This is a genomic window from Gloeobacter kilaueensis JS1, from assembly GCF_000484535.1.
GTDB lineage: Bacteria > Cyanobacteriota > Cyanobacteriia > Gloeobacterales > Gloeobacteraceae > Gloeobacter > Gloeobacter kilaueensis.
Map to the genome: position 1 here is coordinate 150257 of NC_022600.1, position 21594 is coordinate 171850.

Annotated in this window: 18 protein-coding genes and 1 tRNA gene; 12 read left to right on the plus strand and 7 right to left on the minus strand. The window is 60.8% G+C overall.

Features of this window, described 5'->3' with window-relative positions; translation table 11 throughout:
- Positions 1-54 precede the first annotated feature (54 nt).
- Positions 55-2259 (plus strand): sensor histidine kinase, encoded by a 2205-nt coding sequence (locus GKIL_RS22045; RefSeq protein ID WP_023171384.1) that lies wholly within the window; start codon positions 55-57, stop codon positions 2257-2259.
- On the opposite strand, the gene ilvC is transcribed toward GKIL_RS22045, so the two are convergent.
- Together ilvC and GKIL_RS25105 are read right to left on the minus strand one after the other, a co-directional pair.
- Positions 2256-3254: a ketol-acid reductoisomerase gene (gene ilvC, locus GKIL_RS00645; RefSeq protein WP_023171385.1), complete on the minus strand. Its 999-nt coding sequence runs from the start codon at positions 3252-3254 to the stop codon at positions 2256-2258. The two genes, GKIL_RS22045 and ilvC, sit on opposite strands and share 4 nt — an antisense overlap.
- A gap of 54 nt (positions 3255-3308) precedes the next feature.
- Positions 3309-3473, minus strand: a complete 165-nt coding sequence (locus GKIL_RS25105; protein WP_187293864.1) for a hypothetical protein — start codon at positions 3471-3473, stop codon at positions 3309-3311.
- Between the two features lie 411 nt (positions 3474-3884).
- On the opposite strand from GKIL_RS25105, the gene GKIL_RS00650 reads away from it, so the two are divergent.
- From GKIL_RS00650 to GKIL_RS00675, 6 genes are all read left to right on the plus strand, one after another.
- Positions 3885-4673: a hypothetical protein gene (locus GKIL_RS00650; RefSeq protein ID WP_023171386.1), complete on the plus strand. Its 789-nt coding sequence runs from the start codon at positions 3885-3887 to the stop codon at positions 4671-4673.
- Positions 4674-4807: 134 nt separating this feature from the next.
- Positions 4808-5467, plus strand: coding sequence for a CAP domain-containing protein (locus GKIL_RS00655; protein ID WP_023171387.1), 660 nt, complete (start codon positions 4808-4810; stop codon positions 5465-5467).
- 2 nt (positions 5468-5469) lie between these two features.
- Positions 5470-6165: a response regulator gene (locus GKIL_RS00660; protein ID WP_023171388.1), complete on the plus strand. Its 696-nt coding sequence runs from the start codon at positions 5470-5472 to the stop codon at positions 6163-6165.
- Positions 6166-6197: 32 nt separating this feature from the next.
- Positions 6198-6500: a hypothetical protein gene (locus GKIL_RS00665; RefSeq protein WP_023171389.1), complete on the plus strand. Its 303-nt coding sequence runs from the start codon at positions 6198-6200 to the stop codon at positions 6498-6500.
- 44 nt (positions 6501-6544) lie between these two features.
- Positions 6545-7117: a hypothetical protein gene (locus GKIL_RS00670; protein ID WP_023171390.1), complete on the plus strand. Its 573-nt coding sequence runs from the start codon at positions 6545-6547 to the stop codon at positions 7115-7117.
- A 328-nt stretch (positions 7118-7445) separates the two neighbouring features.
- A complete protein-coding gene (locus GKIL_RS00675; protein ID WP_023171391.1) occupies positions 7446-7958 on the plus strand; it encodes a helix-turn-helix domain-containing protein in 513 nt (170 codons plus the stop codon).
- 24 nt (positions 7959-7982) lie between these two features.
- Here GKIL_RS00675 and GKIL_RS00680 read toward each other — a convergent pair whose 3' ends face one another.
- Positions 7983-8522 carry a hypothetical protein gene (locus GKIL_RS00680; RefSeq protein ID WP_144080285.1) on the minus strand — a complete coding sequence of 180 codons (540 nt, stop codon included), beginning with the start codon at positions 8520-8522 and terminating at the stop codon, positions 7983-7985.
- A 287-nt stretch (positions 8523-8809) separates the two neighbouring features.
- On the opposite strand from GKIL_RS00680, the gene GKIL_RS00685 reads away from it, so the two are divergent.
- Positions 8810-8881: transfer RNA gene (locus GKIL_RS00685), tRNA-Cys, on the plus strand.
- 120 nt (positions 8882-9001) lie between these two features.
- Positions 9002-9535 (plus strand): Uma2 family endonuclease, encoded by a 534-nt coding sequence (locus GKIL_RS00690; RefSeq protein WP_023171393.1) that lies wholly within the window; start codon positions 9002-9004, stop codon positions 9533-9535.
- Between the two features lie 50 nt (positions 9536-9585).
- Here GKIL_RS00690 and GKIL_RS00695 read toward each other — a convergent pair whose 3' ends face one another.
- Positions 9586-11193: an FAD-dependent oxidoreductase gene (locus tag GKIL_RS00695; protein WP_023171394.1), complete on the minus strand. Its 1608-nt coding sequence runs from the start codon at positions 11191-11193 to the stop codon at positions 9586-9588.
- A 4-nt stretch (positions 11194-11197) separates the two neighbouring features.
- The gene (locus GKIL_RS00700) at positions 11198-11749 is read right to left on the minus strand and encodes a CAP domain-containing protein (protein WP_051382562.1); all 552 of its coding nucleotides are present in this window, start codon (positions 11747-11749) and stop codon (positions 11198-11200) included.
- 311 nt (positions 11750-12060) lie between these two features.
- Here GKIL_RS00700 and GKIL_RS00705 point away from each other — a divergent pair, with 311 nt between their 5' ends.
- The 3 genes from GKIL_RS00705 to GKIL_RS00715 all read left to right on the plus strand — a co-directional run bounded on the left by GKIL_RS00705 (position 12061) and on the right by GKIL_RS00715 (position 16200).
- Complete coding sequence (locus GKIL_RS00705) at positions 12061-13452, plus strand: mercuric reductase (protein WP_023171396.1); 1392 nt, start codon at positions 12061-12063, stop codon at positions 13450-13452.
- A 262-nt stretch (positions 13453-13714) separates the two neighbouring features.
- The gene (locus GKIL_RS00710; RefSeq protein WP_023171397.1) at positions 13715-14671 is read left to right on the plus strand and encodes a XamI family restriction endonuclease; all 957 of its coding nucleotides are present in this window, start codon (positions 13715-13717) and stop codon (positions 14669-14671) included.
- A 2-nt stretch (positions 14672-14673) separates the two neighbouring features.
- A complete protein-coding gene (locus GKIL_RS00715; RefSeq protein ID WP_023171398.1) occupies positions 14674-16200 on the plus strand; it encodes an Eco57I restriction-modification methylase domain-containing protein in 1527 nt (508 codons plus the stop codon).
- A gap of 109 nt (positions 16201-16309) precedes the next feature.
- On the opposite strand, the gene GKIL_RS00720 is transcribed toward GKIL_RS00715, so the two are convergent.
- Both GKIL_RS00720 and GKIL_RS00725 read right to left on the minus strand, forming a co-directional pair.
- Complete coding sequence (locus tag GKIL_RS00720; RefSeq protein WP_023171399.1) at positions 16310-16756, minus strand: hypothetical protein; 447 nt, start codon at positions 16754-16756, stop codon at positions 16310-16312.
- A gap of 48 nt (positions 16757-16804) precedes the next feature.
- On the minus strand, positions 16805-21502 hold the full coding sequence (locus GKIL_RS00725; RefSeq protein WP_023171400.1) for a translocation/assembly module TamB domain-containing protein: 4698 nt from the start codon (positions 21500-21502) through the stop codon (positions 16805-16807).
- Between the last annotated feature and the right edge of the window lie 92 nt (positions 21503-21594).

Sequence of the window (21594 nt, forward strand, 5' to 3'; positions counted from 1 at the left end):
TAGCGATGGGCTTCAGGATCTGGCCTGTTAGGAATACTGCTGCCGCTATCGCTTATGAATTTACCTGATAAATCTGCTTCGGGCTCCCGCGTAGGAGTCGGAAACGTTCAGCTCAAAGATGTGCTTATCACCGACCAGCTCGCGCAGCGGCCTTCGCGCTTACCGGACTGGCAGGCAGAGAACCGTGCCCTCAAAGCCCTCGCTGCCCAACTGGCAGCAGCACCCGAGCGGATATTGCATTCTCTGGTGGAGTGGGGCTTCAAACTGTGCGGGCCGGGCACCGTCGGTGTGAGTCTGCTCGAAGAACAGACAGACGGCAATTTGATTTTTCGCTGGGTCGCGGTAGCAGGCGAACTGGCATCCTTGGAGGGCCGCAGCACGCCTGGCCGGTTCAGCCCCTGCGGCATCACATTAGAGCGCGGAACACCGCAGCTTTTCGCCTATCCTGGGCGCTATTTTAGCCGCCTGCAGGTGCCGGGCCATCCCATCGTCGAAGGGCTGGTGGTGCCCCTGGGCGGAGCGGGCCGTAGACTCGGAACGATCTGGATTGCCTCCCATCAAGAAAGCCATCGGTTCGACAACGAAGATGTGCGCTTGATGACGAGCCTGGCGGACTTTGCTGCAGCGGCCCTCCTGCAGAGCGAAAATCGGCGCGACGCCGAGCAGGCGGCTCTGCTCCGGAGCGGACAGTTCTACCGGAGCATTCTCGAAAGTTCGCCGGACTGCATCGAGGTGCTCGACTCAAGAGGAACGATTGTCTATATCAATGAGAACAGTGTCCGGATGATGGAACTGGCTACTCCCGGTCAGATTATCGGCACCAACTGGCTCTCGCTCTGGCGGGCAAAAGACGGCGATCTGGCCCGGCGGGCACTGGCTGTGGCCCGTACCGGTGGGGTGGGTCGCTTCAGTAGCTATCGTTCGGGTGCCAGGGGCACCGTCCGATGGTGGGAGGTAGTGGTGACGCTGATTCCGGCGGCGGCTGAGCAGCCTGTACGGTTGCTTTGCACCCTGCGCGACGCTTCCGTTCATCGGCGCTACGAGGATGCAATCGTCGCCCTCAACCGCAACCTCTACCACCGGCTCAACGAGCTGCAGACTCTTTTTGAGGTTCTGCCTGCGGGGTTGGCGGTCAGCGAAGATCCAGGCTGCCAGCCGATCCGGATCAACCTGGCCCTCGCCTCGATGCTGCAACTGCCGCAAGAAGCCGATCTGGTCTTCAACGAGCAGCCGTCACCGCCCTATCAGCTGTACCTGGAGAACGGCGAAGCGGTCAACCTGCAGACGATTCTGCGGCAGGCGGTGGACAGGGAGACTCTGAGTGATTTTAAGGTGGAGGTGCGCTGCGACAACGGTACCTGCCTGCACCTGTTGGGCAACGCGGCTGTCCTCACCGACGAAGTTGGCTGCAAGCGCGGCGCATTATTGACCCTGCTGGATATCACCCAGCTCACCCAGGTGCTGGCAGAGCGCCAGCGGCTGCTGGGACAGGCGCGGGCAGCCCAGGTGGTGGCTGAGATGGCCCAGGCGGAGGCCGAGATCGCCCAGGGTGAGGCGGAGACGGCCAACCAGATAAAAGAGGACTTTCTGGCTGTACTCAGCCACGAGTTGCGCACCCCACTCAATCCGATCGTCGGTTGGACGCAGTTGCTCAGGCGGGGCACGCTCAGCTCCGAACAGCAGGTCCTTGCCCTGGAGACGATCGAGCGCAACGCCAAATTGCAGAACGAACTGATAAGCAGTTTGCTCGACGCCTCGCGCATCGAACGGGACAAGTTCGAGTACAAGTTCCAGCCGCTCGATCCGGCGGTGACGGTACGCACGGCGATAGCAGCGGTGGCGGTTCTGGCAGAACAGGCAAAAGTAGAGCTGGTTGTCTCGATCGCCGAGGTGCTGCCGGCGATCAAAGCGGATCCGACGCGGCTGACCCAGGTGGTCTGGAATTTGCTCACCAACGCGATCAAGTTCACTCCCAGTGGAGGGCAGGTGGAGATACAACTCGAAGCGAGCGCTCAGCTCGTCCGCCTCGTCGTCCGCGACAACGGCATCGGTATCGCCGCCGCTTTTTTGCCCCACATCTTCGAGCGATTTCGTCAGGCCGATACCAGTCGGACACGGCGCTCCGGAGGACTGGGGCTGGGACTATTTATCGTGCGGCGCATCGTGGAGGCCCACGGCGGGCAGGTGCGAGCCGAGAGCAAAGGGGAGGGAAGGGGTTCTACTTTTACTGTCGAACTGCCGCTTTACCAGGAAAATTAGTTGCGCAGCCAGGACATCATCTTGCGCAATTCACCTCCCACTTCTTCGATCGGATGCTCCGCTTCGCGGCGGCGCATCGCCTTGAAGCTGGCGTAGTTGGCCTGGCTTTCGAGCACAAATTGCTTTGCAAAGTCGCCGTTTTGAATCTCGGAGAGAATCTTGCGCATCTCGGCTTTGGTGCGCTCATCGACGATGCGCGGCCCACGGGTGTAATCGCCGTATTCTGCCGTATTGGAGATCGAGTCGCGCATTTTGGCGAGCCCCCCCTCGACGATCAGATCGACGATGAGCTTGACCTCGTGCAGGCACTCGAAGTAGGCCAGTTCCGGCTGGTAGCCCGCCTCCACCAGCGTCTCGAAACCTGCCTTGATAAGGGCAGTGAGTCCGCCGCAGAGCACGCTCTGCTCGCCAAAAAGATCGGTCTCGGTCTCCTCGCGGAAGCTCGTCTCAAGAATGCCCGCCCGCGTGCCGCCGATGCCGCGCGCGTAGGCGAGGGCCGTGCGCCGGGCGTTGCCGCTCGCATCTTGATCGACGGCAAAAAGACAGGGCACCCCCTTGCCCTCGCTGTACTGGCGGCGGACGAGGTGGCCCGGCCCCTTGGGGGCGACCATGATCACATCCACGTCCTTGCCGGGCACGATCTGCGAAAAATGAATGTTAAAGCCGTGGGCAAAGGCGAGGGTCTTGCCCTCCCCGAGCTGCGGCAGCAGGTCGCGCTGGTAGACGCTGCGCTGCACCTCATCCGGCAGCAAGATCATGATGAAGTCCGCCTTAGCTGCCGCCTCGGCCACCGGAAACACTGCCAGACCCTCGTTTTCGGCCTTTGCCCAGGAGCGCGACCCTTCGTAGAGGCCGACGATCACATCGAGGCCCGAATCTTTGAGGTTGAGGGCGTGGGCGTGGCCCTGGGAACCGTAGCCGACGATGGCGATCGTCTTGTTGGCAAGCACCGACAGATCGGCGTCCTCGTCGTAGTACATGCGCGCCCTGGTCATAATTGCTGTCCCCAAATTCCAATTCTGTGGATTAACAGCTTACCAGATGCGTTTTTATTCGGCGGGCGGCCTGCGGGCGTTGTCGAAGTTGCTGGTGTTGCCCAGGCTACCCAGGCGCAGATTGTCGGAGTCGGAGAGGCAATGGGAAATTTCGGGCACGACGATGCCCGCAGCTTCAAGGAGACCGGTGCCGGTATGCAGCGCGTAGCGGTGGGCCAAACAACCGGCAGGAGGTGAACATGGCAGACCAGCACCAATTGTTACCTGGACAACGCTTTTTGTCCTATACTGGATATCCAGAAGGATAGCCTCTCTGCAGTGTTCTACTATCTCCTTCGGGATATTTCTTTAGAAAGCTAGAAAGCATCCAGTTCCATAATATTTGTCTGCTCTAATAACGGAAGATTGGCTGACGGTTCAGAAAGTAAAAGTCGCGAATGCCCGACAAATTAGAAACCCAACCGGCCTGAATTCTTGTTAGAACAAAAACTCCGCTAAAACACTGTTCAAAAAGCTATCCTCGGTAGCATTTCTTGTTCTGAAAATGAACAAGAAATGAATAATTTTTGGGCTGCACCCAGGTCTAGGTCGCGATAGAATCTGGTTGTAGGGGATTTCAAGGTAACAGCAATGGAGTCGATTCTTCTGGAGCTTCTTGGTGAGGGCGGTGGCAGCATTTCTGTCGCAACCCTGCAGGGTGTTCTCACAAAGGAGTACGTGCAACAGGTCTTCCAGCAGGTTTTAGTCGCTCAAGGCCAGTGGGCCGAAGACTGGATTTTGAATGTAACCATAGATTCTCCAGAGAGCGACTGGTCCCTGAAGCAACAACCCTTCGTATTCGTCCAGATTCAGCTAGTAAATAACCGTAACCTGCTCAGCAAAAGAGTGGGTGCAGGTGAGACTGCCCACGACGATCGCGGCCTCTACGGCTGGCACGCGGCGGTGAGCCGCCGGGTATCGCAACTGATGGAAGCGGCTCCCGTTCTGGCGGCCACTCCCGTTCCAGCCGAAGCGAGCGGTGCGCGCAACTACTATCTTGTCAACTTCTACGCAAGAGATCCGGTCGCGGGCCGGGCGAGCAGCCATGTCTGCCAGGTAGAACTCGATCAAAATAGTGGCTGGACGCAGATCGAGGGCTTCAACAACAAGTTGCCCTACTGTCGCCACGAGCACTTCCTGACGATCGGCTCGCTGAATCTGCCTTACCGGGATGCCTGGGAGGCGTGCAAAGCCGGCTGGGACACCGTGTTGCTCACGGCGCAGCATCTGGTGAACCTGCTCAACTACTTGCAGGCAGAAGGCTGGCTCTGCCCGGTCGGCCACCCGGCTCTGGCGATCGTCTTTAGAACCGGTATCGAGATTGCCCTCGCCGACCTCGAAGAGGCGATCGAGCCTTACCGCCTGCACGCGGTCGCCTGAGACAAATTTTGAGCGGGGCGCTCGCCCCGACGGTCGAGCATCCACCCACCTGTTCCATCTATAAAATCCGGTAGAGCCTGAGCGCTGCTGCCTGATTTTGCAACACACCTTCGCGTCTTTAGAGGTTTCAAGCAATGTCGGTTTCTCTCAAGCACCGCACGGGGATGCGGCTGGTATTTTGTTGCCTGTTTGTCTCGCTTCTCGCTCCCGCCCAAAAACTTATGGCCCAGACCGTATCGGGATGCGGGGACACTTCCCAAGAAGCGCTCAAGGCTTTTAACTACCTCAACGAAATTCGCCAGCAACCGCAGGTCTACGGCGAGCGCATCGGTCTGAGCCTCGGCAAAGTGCGTCGGCTTGCGGCGCTGCACTGGAATCCCCGGCTGTCGGAAATTGCCCAGAAGCGGGCAGAGAACATGGCGCGGCGCAACTACTTCGCCCACGTCGATCCCGATGGTGTCGGTCCCAATCGCTTTGTCATCGGTGCCGGTTACCATCTGCCCAGCTATTATCCGAGCGATTCTGAGGCCAACACGGTCGAATCGCTGGCTGCCGGAGCGCCGACGGGCAACGAAGCGATCGACGATCTGATGATCGACAAGGGTGAGATGCCACCCTCGCACCGCATTCACCTGCTCGCCCTCGCCTCGCCCTTCGATCGACACACCGAGGTCGGTATCGGTGTCGCCTGCTCGGCTGCCAGCGACTACCAGTATTACTACGAAGTTCTGACGGCACCGCCGGAAGCGATTGCCACCCGCCGCACAGCCCGGATACGGACAGTCAAGGAGTAACGATGAACAGCTCTCCTGCTCCAATTTGCGTACTGCTGGTCGAAGATCATCCGCTGGTGCGCTGGGCTCTGGCGAGCCTGCTGGCTCAGCACAACCGTTTTCTGGTCGTCGGCCAGACCGATAACGGCGAGCAAGCCGTGTTGCTGGCGGCGAAACTCAAGCCCGACCTCGTGCTGATGGATATCGACCTGAGGGGAATCGACGGCATCACCGCCACCTCGCGCATCAAACAGTTCTGGCCGGCCATCCGGGTACTGGCGCTCACGGCCTTTGCCGAAGAAAGCCATGTCGTTGCCATGCTCGCTGCCGGTGCCGACGGCTACTGCACCAAGTGGATCGAGGGCCGCCAGCTCATCTCGGCGATGGAGGTGCTCCACAGAGGGGGAGTCTACCTCGACGCAGAAGTGGCCGGGAAGCTGGCGTCGCTGGTAAAACCCGCCGGTGAGTCTCCTGCTGCTGCAGCCGCACCTTCTCTGCCACCGCTGCCCAAATTGACGGCGGCTGAGCAAAAAATCTTGAGGCTGCTCGCCACCGGCCACTCCAACAAGGACATCGCGGACAAACTCCGCCTGCCCCACGGCACAGTCAAGTTTCACGTGCGCAGCATCCTCACGAAACTGGGAGCCGACAATCGCACGACGGCAGCCGTCCGGGCTCTGCAGGAAGGACTGACCGAGAATTTGCCCTTGAGCGACTGACACCACCTTCTTTGATACGAGGCAGGACAACGATGGAAAGCGTACTTCTCAAACTTCTTCGCAGTGGCGGCGGCAGCGCCGTCACTCCCGCTGTCGAGATGGGCAGCCTGAGCGCCGAGGACGTGCAGCAAATGTTTCGGCGGCTGCTCGTCGAGCAGGATCTCAACCCGGAAAACTGGTCACTGCAGATTGAGGTGTGCCTGCCGGAGGACGATTGGCCGCTGCAGGAACTCGCCTACATCGTCTGCCGGGTGCGCTGTTATGCGCCGCGCCGCCGTCTCTCGCAATTTGGCCTGCTGCGGTGGCTCCTGCAGCGGCAGAGCAAAGCCGCCTGAAGCCGGCACCGAAACCCTTGTTTATATAACGGACGGAAGACCCCATGTCATTTTCAGCCAGAGATCTGGCCGCCAGTTCCTCCAGAAGCCCCAGCTTTGCCCTGCGGCCCCTGCAGCGCATCGCCTCTGCGGCCCGCTACGATCCGAAGCTGGCCTGCCTCGATCTCATCGAGAGCCGGGGCAGCTGTACCCTTGATCAGCTCGTCAAAGTGCTGCAGTTGCCCAGAAAGCACGTCTTCGATCATCTGAGTTACCTGTTGGCAAGCAGCTATCTTGCCCGCACCAGTGCTGGAGTGTATTATCTCGTGCCCCAAAATGATGCCCAGGGCGTGCTCAATTGCCTGCGTGGGCGCAGGGCGACACTGCTTGAAATCGCCCTGGAGTGCAACTTTGAACGCAGCGACAGGCTCGGTCCCGATCTCGATGCTGCCAAAGCAGTGCTCGACTGGCTGATCTTCTTAAATAAAGTTCAGCTCAAGGAGGGTGAATTTTTTCTGGTCTTTCAGGATGGGGATGGACCGGCAGGCAGCGAGAACGACCTGCTGTCTTCCCAACCTTTCTATCTTGAAGAAGAGGCGGAGGCTGAAGCTAAGGCGGATACGCCTTACCGGCAATAACCAGAGATAAGCGGCAGCACATCCCGGTTGGCGGTGGTCTGCAGTTGGTCTATCCAACCTTCATATCAGCTTTAAGTTCGAGTCTAGGGAATCCTTTATCTTGGTCTATAGATACCAGCGCCGTTCTACCCCCCAAAGCGAGTAGATGGTTCTGCAAGCAGAGCTTTCCAGGCTTGTTTCAGAAGCACCCTACCGTGAGTGGGAGATAGCGGCACCAATCGTTCTGCGTCTGCGCGAGCCTCCCTCCTCGCATCGATCGTCGTCAATCTTGCCCATGGCCTTTCCACCATGTGGAATTCGTCTTACTTTTTACCGAGAGGAGAGCAGAATGCCGAGGCGGATTACCATTACTCCGCATTTGAGTATCGAGGAACTAGAAAAGCGCTATCGGCGCGCTTCCGATGCCGTTGTCCGCGCCCAGTTTCAGATTCTCTGGCTGTTGAGCCAGGGCAGATCGACCCGGCAGGTGGCCGAGGTGACAGGCTACTCAGCACCCTGGATCCGGATGATCGTTCGCCGCTACAACCGCTCCGGCCCTGCTGCGATTACCGATGGCCGGCGCACCAATCCCGGAGCACAACCGCTACTGCCAGAACAGTTGCAGAGCGAGTTGTACCGGGCGCTTCAGGCCGATCCGCCCGATGGGGGCAAGTGGAACAGCCGCAAGGTGGCCGAATGGATGAGCAAGCAACTGAACCGCTCCGTCGCCGTGCAGCGGGGCTGGGAGTACCTGCGTGCTCTCGAAAGCGATGCGCCCCCGTTCCAGATGCCCCACCCGCGCATTCAGTCGCTGGCGGCCCGATTCCGCAAACAGATCGAAGACGACAATCCCACCGATTGAGACGCGCTGCAGGAGTGCCGCCAATTACCGGCTGGCGCTCTTGCGCTCCCGCAGAATCTTGCGGGTGGTCCAGGGCGAACCGTCCGCCTTGTAACAGGTTTCGAGTTTGCAGCGCGTCAGCAGCGCACCGTCCGCTGTAAAGGTGTAAGCGTTCTCAAAGTTGATGCGCACCTCGACCATCGTCAGCCGACCGCTCGGATAAGCGTAGTAGGAACCGCGAATCGGATAGTCGCCTCGGTCTTCGGGGGAGCCTGAGAGGATGACTTTGCTGACGAGCCGTCCTTGCTGGTTGTACTGGTAACCTTCGGAACTATTTTCATCCCGGACGTAGTAGCTGCCGTCGGCGAGCACCGTGAGAATGCGGGTGCCGACTTTGTTCTCGCCCTGGGCGATGGCCAGTTTGTTTTCTTTGAGATACGGATCCAGCAGCGGCCAGCTACCGGTATCGACGCTTTGATCCGCTTCGTCGAGGGCGAGGGCGCGCAGGTCTTCGAGCGTATAGCGCTTTTCGGTGCGCAGCACAAACGCCTGTTGACCATACGCGCCCGGAATAGAGAGAAACACGACTGTCAGAAGCAAGAGCGCGGGCACCGTGGCCCGACAGCACCGTGCGCGAAGAGCAGACAACCGTGCCCAATCCGGCGGAGCGATAAAAAATCCAGACAGACCGGCAACAAGCCGGATCCACAGTGACGAAGGCATGGTCAACACTCTTCAAATAACCCCTGCTTGTAGATTAAAGACACCTGACCGTCCCGTCCGTGAAGATCCGATAAAGAACTGCTCTTCGTCTATAAACTGCGGAGTCGCCGCCCCGTAGGCTATGATATGAAGCCGGACTGAGCGTCCAGGGCGGCATAGCCAAGTGGTAAGGCAAGGGTCTGCAAAACCCTCATCCGGCAGTTCAAATCTGCCTGCCGCCTCTTCATCCAGACCAGCTTCGCAACTGGAATTGAACGTTGCCTGCGCTACTTTGGAGGGAACGAACGGTTTTTACCTGTGCTCTCCCACCCCGGCCTCCTTACTTTTCTGCCAAGGAGTACCTGCAGATTGAGGCGCAAAGCCCGATCAAGCACGAGTACATCGACGGTCGGCTCTACGCGATGGTCGGGGTGAGTGAAGCGCACAACCTCATCGCCGGCAACCTTATTACCCTTTTGCGCAATCATCTACGCGGTTCGGGTTGCCGCGTTTTCTTCTCCGGTATGAAAGTGCGCATCGAGGCGCGCAATCGGTTCTACTATCCGGATGTGCTGGTCACCTGGGACGAGCGGGACAGAGACAGGGACACACTGCACTTCAAGCGCTTTCCGAAATTGATCGTCGAAATCCTCTCCGACTCCACCGAGGCGTTCGACCGGGGAGACAAGTTCGAGGACTACCAGAGCCTCGAAAGCCTGCGCGAGTACGTCCTGGTCAGCTCCAAGAGGCCACTGGTGCAGTGCTTCCGGCGAACCGACGCGAGACTGTGGGTGCTGCAGTCTTACACGGGCGAGCAGGAAAGCTTCGAGCTGCTGAGCCTTGATTTATTAGCCCCACTCGCTGCCCTGTACGAAGATGTATCTTTATTGGGTTAAATGCAGGCAAGTGGCCCGGTTCCATTGCCGTCCACGGGAAAGGGTGAATCTCACCCGCTCGTCCCGCGTGGTTGGGTAGCGCTTCTGAAGTAATCGAGCACATTCAGCTCGCCCCGACGAATTCGCTCCACCGGCGGCAGGCGGTCAAGGCGGGCCAGCTCTTCGATCGCTGCCATCTCGGTGTCCCGCTGGCTCGCTGCTACGGCCACCACCCGGTTCTCGCGGACGAAAAAAGCCATAAACTGGCGCTTCTCAGGCTCGCCATCAAAAAGAATGTCATCCCATTCACTGGCGTGGCCGACGTAGCGCAACGGGAACTCGAACTGCAGGGTCCAGAAAACCGGCGCGGCTTTGAAGCGCTCCGCCCGGCCCAGCATGTTGCGGGCGGCGGTGTGGCCCTGCTGAGCAGCGATCCGCCAGTGCTCGATGCGCAGTGTTCCGCCCTTGCCGTCCGGGTAGCGGGCGATGTCCCCGGCGGCGTAGAGTCCGTCGGCGGCTAACAGATAATCGTCCACGAGCACACTCTTGTCCTTCTCGTGGAGCGTTACGCCGGAGAGAAGGTCCGTGGCCGGTGCGACACCGACGCCGACGATTACCATTTCTGCCGGCAAGCGTTCGCCGTGCTCGAGCACGACCGCTTCAACAGCGCTCTCTCCTTCAAGGCGGGCCACCTTCGCTCCGAGGCGAAAGGCGACGCCCTGCTCGGCGTGGACCTGCTGAAAGACGCGGCCAATCCGCTCGCCCAAAATCGGCTCGAAGGGCACCTGCTCCGGTGAGACGACGGTGATGTTTGCTCCCCGCTGGCGCAGCGCTGAGGCCGTCTCCATACCGATGAAGCTGGAGCCGACGACGACCACCTGCATGTCCGCTTTCACCATCGCCAGGATCTGCTGGCTGTCTTTGAAGCTGCGCAGGGTGAAGACTCCACCCAGATCTGCTCCTGGTGCCGAAAGCTGGCGCGGTTTGCCGCCGGTGGCCACCAGTAGCGCGTCGTAGATAAGGGAGGTGCCGTCCTCGAAGTGCAGCGTTTTTGTCTGGGCGTCTACCTGGCTCACTGCCTTACCGAAGTGCAACTCGATGTCGTGCTCGCGGTAAAAATCCGGCGAGCGCAATGGCATCTGTTCGGCTTCGACTTTGCCCATCAGATAATCTTTGCTGAGCCAGGTGCGATCGTAGGGCACCGCCTGCTCTTTGCCCACAAAGACAATCCGGCCTTTGAAACCTTCCTGCCGCAGCATCTCCACCGCCGCCGCTCCCGCTGCTCCGGTACCGAGGACGACGAAGGTGCGGGCATCCGCTTCCCGATCCTGCTTGGCCATCGGCGGAGTACACTGGCCCGTCGCCCCCTCCGGCACGCTTACGATCACCGCATCCCCCTCACTGCGCGTCTGGTAATGCTCCAGCGAGTCGAGGCCCGGCGGTTCCAATTGGCGGCCCGTCGCCAGGGCAAAGCAGGCGTTGTGCCAGGGACAGACGATGTGTCCTTCTGACACTACCCCCTCCGCCAGGGGAGCGCCGTAGTGGGTGCAGTAGGCACCGAGGGCGTGGACGGTGCCGTTTACCTGGACCAGCAATACGTCGGTATCGCCCACCTTGATCTGCTTTGGCTGCCGCTCACTTAATTCGCTGCGGGAAATGGACACTTCGATGCTGGCCACGATGCTAGAACCCCTTGAGAAACACCTGTGTAAAGTAGACCGTCCGGCCCCGCTGCCAGATACCGACGCCCGTCTCCTCGAAGACGGGCCTGAGGATGTTCTCGCGGTGGCCGGGACTTTTCATCCAACCGGCGACCGCGAGGGGAGCCGGGCGGGGCGAACCACCGATAAGGGCCAGATTCTCGCCCACGACCAGATAAAAGACCCCGGCGGAGCGCACCCGGTCCGCCACGCTCTTACCGTTCGAGTCGTAGTGGCTGAAGAATTTTTGCTCCGCCATCAGGCGGCTGTAGCGGCGCGCCACCTGGGCAAGCTTCGGATTCTCCCTGAGAGGCTGCAGTTTGTTGCGCACCCGAATCGCGTTGATATCCTGCAGCACCTGGCTTTCCATGCGGCCCAGGGCAGGCGATTGGGGAGTATCGCCGTTCACGGTTGGAGCAGGCTGCTGCTTCGCTGCTGTCTTGTCCACCAGCGAGGAAAAGCGCGACTGGAGCACCCCCGTATCGCCGCAGCCCACCAGCAGTGACGTGAGGCCGGCGAGGAGTGCCGGGGCCATAGTCGTCTTCAACTGCCCACTCAGCATGGTTCATGTAGCCCAGAAACCTCTCCATCGTAGAAACGGAGAAATCTCATCGCCTTCTGCCGCCGGTCAGAGTTGGTGTAGCCCCACCCATCGCCCGAGTATGTCTGCCCTTAACCACCCACTCCAGAGCGGAATGGTAGTGTGTACCTTGCAGAAGGTACCCCGATCCGCTGAAAGCACTTGCGTTTGGATTGTGTACCGCCTGCAAAGTCCACCAGTAGAAAGAAAACTGTACTTATCCCAGCAAGGTCGCCGGATAGTTTCTCACTGATGGAGAGCAGAACATGAACATCGAGCATTACGACGCCATTATTATCGGCGGCGGCAAGGCGGGTAAAACCCTTGCACCGGTGCTGGTAAAAGCTGGGCGAAAGACGGCACTGGTCGAACGGAGTCTGCAGATGATCGGCGGAGGCTGCATCAACATCGCCTGCATTCCGACAAAGACGATGGTGGCGAGCGCCGAAGTAGCCCACACAGCTCAAAACAGTGCCGTCTACGGTGTCAACGCCGGTGTGCCTGTGGTCGATTTAGACGCAGTTATTCGACGCAAGCGAGCGGTCGTCCAGGCTCTGCGCGAAGTGAATCTGCACAATCTCGAAAATGCTCTGGGCCACGAGTTGATTATCGGCCTGGGACGCTTCGTTGGACCCAAAACGGTCGAAGTCCAGACCGATGAGGGGACGAGGCGACTACTCTCGGCGGACGAGATTTTTATCAATACTGGCACCCGCCCCCTGATTCCTCCGTTGCCCGGCCTCAAAGAAGCCGGGTTTTTAACGAGCGAATCGATCATGGAACTGGAAGGAGCGGTACCGGAGCACCTGATTGTTCTGGGGAGCGGCTATATCGGCCTGGAATTTGCCCAGATGTTCCGCCGCTACGGCTCACGGGTCACTGTCGTCGGTCAAAGCGCCCAGATCCTCACCCAGCAGGATCCAGACATCGCCAACGCCGTGCAAAAGCTACTGGAGCAAGAAGGGATTGGGTTTGTGCTGGAAGCAAAAGCCTTGAGAGTCGATCGCTCCGGTAGCACGACCGTGCTCCAGTTGCATGTCGCCGATGGGAAGTTGAACCTCGAAGGAAGCCACCTGCTCGTCGCCGTCGGTCGCGCCCCGACCACGGACATCTTGAATCTTGCTGCTACCGGGGTGACGGTGGACGGGCGCGGATTTATCCCGGTCAATGACCGGCTGGAGACGAACGTCGCTGGAATCTGGGCATTGGGCGACATCAACGGCGGCCCGCAGTATACCCACATTGCCCTCGACGATTATCGGATCGTGAGGGCAAACCTGCTGGAGGGAGGCAACCGCAGCCGAAACGACCGCCTGGTGCCTTCTGCTCTATTTATCGACCCGGAACTGGCGCACGTAGGTCTTACCGAAACCGAAGCCCGGCACCAGGGACTCGATATCCGGATAGCCAAGGTAGACGCAGCGGCTGTTCCCCGCGCCAGAACCCTGGGCCGGACCGAGGGACTTTTGAAAGCGATTGTAGATGCTCAGACCGGTCATATTCTCGGCTGTACGCTTCTCTGCCAGGCAGCGGGCGAAGTGATTTCAACGGTGCAGATGGCGATGACCGCCCGGCTGCCCTACACGGTTCTGCGCGACGGCGTGCTCACCCATCCGACGATGGCCGAGGGGTTGAACGTCCTTTTCTCGAAACTATAAGTGGTTTCAACTGGAGCCAGGGGTCTTCAAAAAGCTCTGCTGTGGATTGGGGGCATTTTCCCAGAGTGCTCAAAGTGAGAAAACCAGTACAGCACCAGCAGGTGTTATGGATGGTCATTACTGAAACCAGCAGTATGGCCTTGCCACGCTGTGCATTGAAACTTACGCTGTTGAGAGCCAAGGTGGCAGGGCAACTTTATGAATCGTATAAACTTCGGCCTACTGGCTGCGATTCCAACCAAAAACACAGATCTCGTAGGACATGCCCGTTAACCTCGATAAGCCTCAGCACTGGAAAACGGACATCTCCGCCTCCGTGGATATGTACAACGCCTGGTTTATGCGTTTCGCCCCTGAAGCTTTCCGTAGAACTCGAATTCAGACCACCCAGGATGTTGAAGCCGCTTTGGCTACCACTGAGAACCTGACGGATATCAAGCCGTCCACCATCCGCAATAGCCCCGCCATTTTGCCGACCTTGCGCATGTCCACCTGCCCGCCGCTGGCTGTGGACAGACTTATCGGTCTGGCCAGGGTCTCCCCTGGCTTGGTCAAGACTATGGAGCAGGGGAAACGGCTGCCACCTCAAATGAACGTTGCTCAAGCAGACACTGAGCTGGCGAGAGTTGCTGATGTTATTGAGCGTCTGGCAGACCCTGATATTTTTGTGTGGATTGGCCGACCTGCGCCGGCAACGACGCAAGAAATCCATCGCGCTGCGATCATCGTCGCCGATCGGCTGTGCGGCGCTGTCACTAATCCAATCATTCGTAACGCCCAGGAGGCGCGGCAACTCGCCGCTATCAAGGCTTGGTTGGAGGCCAGGGGCTATACACCTGCCCCCAATGGCATTCGCTTCAACACTATGCAGCCGGGGACGTTCAGTTTTCGCATGAACGTTCCTGTCACACAGTCTGGTCGTGTGCAAAGTATAAACATTCCTATCGATGCGGTAATTATGCCACGGACAGCCGCGCCGGGTTCGCTGCCGATTTTCTTCGAGGCCAAATCGGCTGGCGACTTTACTAACACCAACAAGCGCCGCAAGGAAGAGGCTGTCAAGATGGCCCAGCTCCGCACCACCCACGGGCTCGGGGTGCAGTTCAATCTTTTCCTGTGCGGCTACTTCGATAGCGGTTATCTCGGCTATGAGGCAGCCGAAGGCATTGACTGGGTATGGGAGCATCGGATCGACGATTTGGCTTTGTTCGGACTCTAAACATGGGACATAGCTTTGCCGCTCTCGAAGAACAGCGGTTACTCCTGCAAGCCAGTCTAGATGGCCTGAAAACTCAGGCCGCACGGAACAAGTTGGGCCAATTTGCTACTCCGTCCGCGCTTGCGCAGGAGATTATGCGCTGCGCTGCAGCGCTCATGCCTGCTGGTGCGCCTGTGCGCTTTCTCGACCCGGCCATCGGTACAGGGGCATTCTATGCGGCGTTGCGCACTGTGTTTCCAGAAAACCAGGTGCACGAAGCAGTCGGCTTTGAGGTGGATACCCACTACGGCCAACCAGCACGGCAGTTGTGGCAAGAAACCGGTCTTGACCTAACGCTGGCGGATTTCACCCGGCAGCCGGCATCACCCCGCTTTAATCTAGTCATCTGCAACCCGCCTTACGTCCGACATCATCACCTGAACAATGATGACAAAGCACGGCTGCAGCTCAGCACCATCCGGGCCTGCGGCACTAAAATGAGCGGCTTGGCGGGCCTCTATTGTCATTTCCTGGGGCTGTCGCACGCCTGGATGGCGGAAGGTGGTCTCGCCGGCTGGCTCATCCCCAGCGAATTCATGGATGTAAATTACGGTCAAGCGGTCAAGCGATACCTGCTGGAGCAGATGACGCTGCTGCATATTCATCGCTTTGACCCGAGCGATGTGCAATTTGCCGACGCGTTGGTTTCCTCGGCACTGGTCTGGTTCCGCAAAACGCTGCCCTCGCCCGACCATGCTGTCACTTTTAGCTTTGGTGGCAGTTTGAGTGCGCCAAAGCTGATACGTGTGGTGCCGGCAAGTGCTCTGGCCCGTGAAGCAAAATGGACACGGTTTCCGGCGACGGATATTCGCAATAACGACTCGCTGCCGACCATCGCGGACTTGTTCAAAATCAGGCGCGGTCTCGCAACCGGTAACAATAATTACTTTATTCTCTCGAACGAAGAAATCAGGGCACGCGCGCTACCGCTGGAATGCTTCCGCCCTATTCTGCCGAGCCCCCGCTATCTCACCACAGATATCGTCGAGGCTGATGCGATGGGTCTGCCTGTCCTTGAGCACCGTCTTTTTCTGCTGGACGTGCGCTTGAGCGAAGCTGAGATCGAGTGCCGCTATCCACGCCTCCTGGCTTATCTCGAAGAGGGCAAGGCCCAGGGCCTGCACGAGGGCTACTTGTGCAGCCATCGCTCCCCCTGGTACAGTCAGGAAAATCGGCCCCCAGCCCCGATAGTTTGCACCTATATGGGTCGGGGCGACGCCAAGAGCGGACGATCTTTCCGTTTCATCCTCAATCTGTCGCAAGCGACCGTAGCGAACGTCTATCTCGCCATGTATCCAAGGCCGCCGCTCGCCCAAGCGCTAAAGCGCGAGCCAGCCTTAATCCGGCGTCTGTGGCAGGTGTTGAACCAGATTACGCCTGAGCAGCTTTTGAGCGAAGGACGCGTTTATGGTGGCGGCCTGCACAAACTAGAGCCGAAGGAGTTGGCGAAAGTGCCAGCTTGTGCCCTGCTCTCCTTGATCTCGAACTGACGTTCAATTTAATTCTGGATGGTCAGGTGCATCATCTCCATTGCTGATTCGCAGCACAGGTGCCTCTGAAGAAATTCACGAGCAACCCTCGACCCGTTCCGAGCAGCATTCAGACTTTGGGCTGTGTCGCCAGCTTTTGAGCGTGACTGAGCAGGGCACCGACTAAGGCAACCGGCACGGTGAGCGTCACCCTCGCAATCAGGTACCAGGAGGGCAGCGAGCCGTGGTAGGCACCCACCAGGCCCAGGAACATCAGCTCTGAGAACAAACCCACCAGCAACGCGTGTCTGAACGGTGCTTCTCTGGCTAGTTGGGCGCTCAAGAAGGCGGAGGCACCTGTCATCGTCAGGGCGGCGACAAGATTGGCGGTCGAGAAGGCGGACCACCAGGGCAGGGAAAAATCCGTCAGGTTCCAAAGGGCGATCGCACTCCAGACCCGCAGCACCCAGTAGTTGAGCAGGGCGACCAGAAAGGCCCCAGAGCCAATCGCGACGGCACTGAGTTTGAACCTGGCAGCAGGAGCGGGGGTCGTTGCAGGTCGGCGCAGCAGATGCATGGCTACGGGTGGTAAGAGTTGTTGAAATTCTAGCCTGGGCACAGGTCTCTAAAAGCGCGATTCGTACTCCACCGAGAGGCTCTGGCTGTCCTGCAGACCGTTGGTCGCCCCGGTCGTGGTCGTGGCCCGGATGACTACCTGATCGCTCAGGCGATAGCGCACGCCGTAGATGGTCGGCTGCAGGTTGTCGCTGACGCTGCGCCGCGCCGAAATCGAGATCGCAGGACCGAGGTCTTTGACCGCTTCGACCGACAGACCCACGCTCGAACTCTGGGGACCAGCCACCGCCGTGCCGCCCAGATCGAAGTTGAGGGCGTCGAGGCCAAAGGCGGAGGCCAGATCTTGAGAGATCGGGTTAAGAAGCGAGCCGCCTAAAAGCTGCGCCGCACTGGAGACGAGGGAACCGCTGCCGCCGTTGAAGCCACCGATCAGAGCAAGCAGTTCCTCCTTGGAGCGCGGTGGACTGCTCGTAAGGTCAATCTGCGGTTCGGAGGCAGGACCGGTAATTTCAGCGCGCACATCGACGCGATCGACCGTGCCCAGGGCGGTCTGACTATTGGCCAGAGTCGGAAAGCGCAACTGCTGCGAGTCGAGGGAGGCAAGCCCCGTCTGCTGAAAATCGGAGACGCTCGCTTCGGCGCGCAGGTCGAGCACCGGGTCGAGGCTGTTGTTGAAAGTGAGGGTGTTGGACCGGGTCGAATCGAGGCGGAAGCGGGCCGGGCCGATGGCAAGGCTGCCCTGGGCGACCTCGATCGCACCGGTGGCGCGCAACCGCCGCAGCGGACCGTTGATGCTCAATTTGCCGTCGAGGCGGGCATCGAGGTTGCTGAGGGCGATCCGAAATTGGGGACCGATCTGCACCTGCAGATCGCGAAAGGCGACCGGCAGATTGTTCTGGGAGGCAGGTCCAGCTACCAGTCCAGAATCACCTCCCCCTGCCAGGGCAACGATATCCTGCAGCGTAAAGAGTAGCTGTCCGGGGTTGATGACGACCGCACCACCGATGAGGGGGCGCACGATCGCCCGGCCAACGGTGATCTTTGCGTCGATGCCGCCCCGGTAGAGCCTGGGTAGATCGATCGTGCCGGTGGCGGTGAGGACAAGCGCGCTTTGATCGTTGCCTGGCCTGAGGGGAATACTACCGCTCCCGGCGATCGGGGCTCCGGCCAGATTGCCTGTGAGCTGATCGAGGAGCAGGCGCTCGCGGTCAAAGCGGGCGGCGAGCCGATCGACCACCAGCTTGCTCTTGAGCTGGCGAATTTCGATGCTGGTGGCGCGCAGATCGACCACTCCATCGATGACGGGTTCATCGAGCGTGCCCGCAACTTTGATCGCGACCTGGCCCTGGGCGGGCTGGAACACCAGCTGATCGCTCACGATATTGAGCAGCGGCAGGTTCTTGCCGTCGAAATTCACGCTCAAATCGAGATCATTGTTGGCCGGATTGAGGGGCGGGATCGGCGCGCTGCCCGAGATCTGCGCACCCTCACCGCCCACACCGACAGCCGTCGTATCAAGGACGGCCCGACCATCGCGCACCGCCAGTTGGGTCTTGATCGGATCGATGGAGCGGCCATTGACTGCGAGCTTCTGGACGCTCAGCCGGGCTGTGGCGACGGGATCCTGCAAGCTGCCGCCTACCTCGGCGTCGGTATCGAGATCGCCGCTCAGGCGCGTTCCAGCCGGTAGGGCCGCCTCCGCCAGCTCCAGCGGAAACTTGCGCACGCTCAGGCGCGCCTGCAGCGGTCCAGCCAGGGCCAGGCGGCCTTCGAGGCTGGCGCTGCGCTCCCGGTAGCGCGCCGTCGCCTCGCTCAATTGGAGCACCTGATCTTGATAGGTGCCCGCCGCCCGGACCTGTTCGAGCTGCCAGGGCCGCCAGTTCCAGTCCCGGCCCGTCAGATCGAAGCGAGCGTTCGGTGCGGCCCGGCTACCGCCGATGTGGCCCACAAAGTCGAAGCTGCCTCGCAGCTGCCGGAAATTGTCGGGGATGGGTGAGCGCGACTCGGTGCTGAGCCGCTCGATCGTGCTCGTCGCCGCCACATCGTAGACGGCGAGGATCGCCCTGAGCGGTGTGGGTGGGTCTTTGCCAATGTCGATGACGCCCAGATCGGCGGCCCGGCCCCTGGCGCTGCGGTCCCTGGTGGCGATGAGGCCGCTCAGCGAATAGAGATCGAGAAGCCGCACCAGATGTTCGAGGCGGCCCGATTCGGCCTGCAGATCGATGTCGATCGGTGCGTTCGCCCCCAGACCCGCCCGGCCCGCCAGGCTGTAGCGCGCATCGTCGATCGTAAGCGCAGTCGGAGCGATCGCGATCTGGTTGTTGCTCAGTTGCAATCGGGTCCGCACGTCTCCTAGATCGAGGCTGTTGATCTTGCCATTGGCCAGATGAGCATCGATGCTGCCCTGCAGTTGCCCGCGAGCGTCCTGGGAGAGGACCACCTGAGCATCCGCTCGGCCCCCAAGGCTGCGCACCGGTCCAAGCGGCCCAATCCCCAGATCGTCGAGCACCAGATCAGCGATCCGGGCCTTGAGGCGGGTGAGCCCGCGCCGGTAGTCGTAGAAGCCGTTGTCGGCCACGACCGTCGCCTGGGCGACGCGGACGTTGAGCGCCACCAGTTCTACCCCCCGATCTTGCAGGCGGGCCTGGGCCGTCAATCGCTGCGAGCCACCGGCCAGGCTGGTGCGGATGTCCCGGCCCTGCCAGCTGAGGGGCCCGTCGAGGGCGGCAATCTGGTAGCGGCCCACCTGGGCATCCCGCAGCCGTAGCGCCAGCTGCAGATCGGGCGATTGCAGGTTGCCCCGAAACCGGCCCTGGCCCGAGAGCCGTCCGGCAACATCCAGCCCGAGGGGCAGCCGCGCCAGATCCAGCCGGTCAAGAACGATGTCGAGGTCGGCCCGCGCCAGCAATCGCTCCGGGGGCGCTTTGAGATCCGGCACGAGGGTGCCGCGCACCAGAAGCCCGTCCGAGGCGAAGCGATCGAGGGTGAGGATCTCGTCGCGGTAGCGAAAGGCAGCGTCGATCGCCGGCAGGGTACGACCGGCCAGGACAGGCCGATCCACCTGGGCGGTGCCCTCGACCTGCAGGCTCTCGGGTATCCCGGCCAGCTCGCCCCGTACCGTCGCCTGGCCGCGCACCGTGCCACCGAGGCTCGGACTGGCCAGGTTGAGGGGCACGTCCCGCAGAGTGGCAAAAAGCAGCAGCGGTCGCCTGCCCCCCAGCCCGGTCTGGCCCGTCAGTTCAATCTGGCCGGTGCGCGCTATCTGCACGTTGGCCCGATCGAGGACGAGTGTTTGAGCGGTGAGGGTCGCTGTACCGGTAGTTGCGAGGGGCCTGCCTGCAAAGGCACCGCCTTGTTGGACAAAGTCTACGGTCGTCTTGAGCGCCGTCGGGGGGCCGGTGACCTGTGCCACAAAGTCGAGCGTGCCCGCCCGCGCGCCCGTCGGCAGATTGGTGCCGTAGCGCGCCGCCAGCGCTTCGATATCGAGGCCGCTGCCGGTCGCCTGGACGGCAACTTGCCGGCCCGCTTCTGCGAGGGTAGCCCGGCCACTCACCGCCCCACCGGCCAACAGCGCTGTAAAGGGCACCGTGAGCTGACGACGCTCGTAGCGCAGGCGGGCATCGAGGCGATCGACGCGCAGTTTGTCCACGGTGAGGGCCGTCGTCTGCTGCACCGTGCCGGTCGCCACCAGGTTGTCCGGCTTGGCCAAAGGGATCGCCGCCTGCAGTACCGCGACTACGCCGCCCTGCAACTTCACCGGCGGGTTGATGAGTGCAGTCGAGAGCTTTTCTAAGGTACCGGCAACGTTCAAATTTAAGTCAAGCTGGCCCGGCAGCGTCAACAGCCCCGTGCCGCGCACGCTCGCCCCGGCCAGCCTGCCGTCGATGCGCTGGACAGCAAGTCGAGGAAAAGTGAGTTCGCTCGTAATGTCGAGGTTGGTCGCCGGGGCGCGCACCCCCGCCAGGGCGAGCTGACCGCCCACCACCCGGAGGGGGCCAGTGATGCTGAGGCGCTTCGCCTGATCCAACTGCAGCCGGAGTGCCCCTTCGACGGTGCCCCGCTGCACCGAGAGGCTGCCCAGGTTGAGGACCGTCGCCAGAAGCGGCGCGCTCAGGTTGCGCAGGCGCGCATCGATCTGGGTTGCAAGACTGTCGAGGGTCGTCTCACCCGCAGCCTGCGCTTCGCCCGCTCCTACCGGTGCCCGGAGCGTGTAGTGGGCACGGGCGGCATCGAGGCTGGCCTGGGCAGCGACGCCCTCGATCCGCAGCGCTCTGCCCGCCAGCACCCGATCGTCGTAGGTAAAGATGGCGTTGCTCACATCGAGCCCGCTCACCAGCCGGTTGATCCCGCCGGTGCTGCCACCCGCCGTATTTTCGATGACCGGCAGGTTGAGGCGGCCCTCCCGGTCGCGCCGCAGATAAAAAGTCGGGCGCTGCAGGTTCAGATGGGCCTGGGGACCGCCGCCGGTGAGCAGGCTGAGCAGGTTAAAGCTCAGCGCCACCTCCGGGGCGTCCACCAGCGGCGGGCCGCTCGGCGAATTGATCACAACCGGGCCAACCGTCACCTGCCAGGGCAGGATGATCCGCAACTTGCCCAGGGTCACCCGCGTGTTGAGCGTGCGCGAGAGCTGACTTTCAAGCTGGGCGATCACCGTCGGAGCGAACGCGCTGGTCGCCACCAGGGCGACGACGACGAGCAGGGCAAGGGCCACCCCGATAGAGAACCACAGACGCCGGGAGCGAATCATCGGCCCGACCGGCAATTGGCTCCACTCTTTTCCAGACCACTGGATTTGGGTTGCATCGAGAGATACCGTTCTGGTTGCGATCGGACCTGCCC

What these genes read in the sequence shown, in the direction of transcription:
- GKIL_RS22045 (WP_023171384.1), top strand. Translation starts at nt 55, where the DNA reads ATGAATTTACCTGATAAATCTGCTTCGGGCTCCCGCGTAGGAGTCGGA.
- ilvC (WP_023171385.1), bottom strand. Translation starts at nt 3,254, where the DNA reads ATGACCAGGGCGCGCATGTACTACGACGAGGACGCCGATCTGTCGGTG.
- GKIL_RS00650 (WP_023171386.1), top strand. Translation starts at nt 3,885, where the DNA reads ATGGAGTCGATTCTTCTGGAGCTTCTTGGTGAGGGCGGTGGCAGCATT.
- GKIL_RS00655 (WP_023171387.1), top strand. Translation starts at nt 4,808, where the DNA reads ATGTCGGTTTCTCTCAAGCACCGCACGGGGATGCGGCTGGTATTTTGT.
- GKIL_RS00660 (WP_023171388.1), top strand. Translation starts at nt 5,470, where the DNA reads ATGAACAGCTCTCCTGCTCCAATTTGCGTACTGCTGGTCGAAGATCAT.
- GKIL_RS00665 (WP_023171389.1), top strand. Translation starts at nt 6,198, where the DNA reads ATGGAAAGCGTACTTCTCAAACTTCTTCGCAGTGGCGGCGGCAGCGCC.
- GKIL_RS00670 (WP_023171390.1), top strand. Translation starts at nt 6,545, where the DNA reads ATGTCATTTTCAGCCAGAGATCTGGCCGCCAGTTCCTCCAGAAGCCCC.
- GKIL_RS00675 (WP_023171391.1), top strand. Translation starts at nt 7,446, where the DNA reads ATGCCGAGGCGGATTACCATTACTCCGCATTTGAGTATCGAGGAACTA.
- GKIL_RS00700 (WP_051382562.1), bottom strand. Translation starts at nt 11,749, where the DNA reads ATGGCCCCGGCACTCCTCGCCGGCCTCACGTCACTGCTGGTGGGCTGC.
- GKIL_RS00705 (WP_023171396.1), top strand. Translation starts at nt 12,061, where the DNA reads ATGAACATCGAGCATTACGACGCCATTATTATCGGCGGCGGCAAGGCG.
- GKIL_RS00710 (WP_023171397.1), top strand. Translation starts at nt 13,715, where the DNA reads ATGCCCGTTAACCTCGATAAGCCTCAGCACTGGAAAACGGACATCTCC.
- GKIL_RS00715 (WP_023171398.1), top strand. Translation starts at nt 14,674, where the DNA reads ATGGGACATAGCTTTGCCGCTCTCGAAGAACAGCGGTTACTCCTGCAA.
- GKIL_RS00720 (WP_023171399.1), bottom strand. Translation starts at nt 16,756, where the DNA reads ATGCATCTGCTGCGCCGACCTGCAACGACCCCCGCTCCTGCTGCCAGG.
- GKIL_RS00725 (WP_023171400.1), bottom strand. Translation starts at nt 21,502, where the DNA reads ATGATTCGCTCCCGGCGTCTGTGGTTCTCTATCGGGGTGGCCCTTGCC.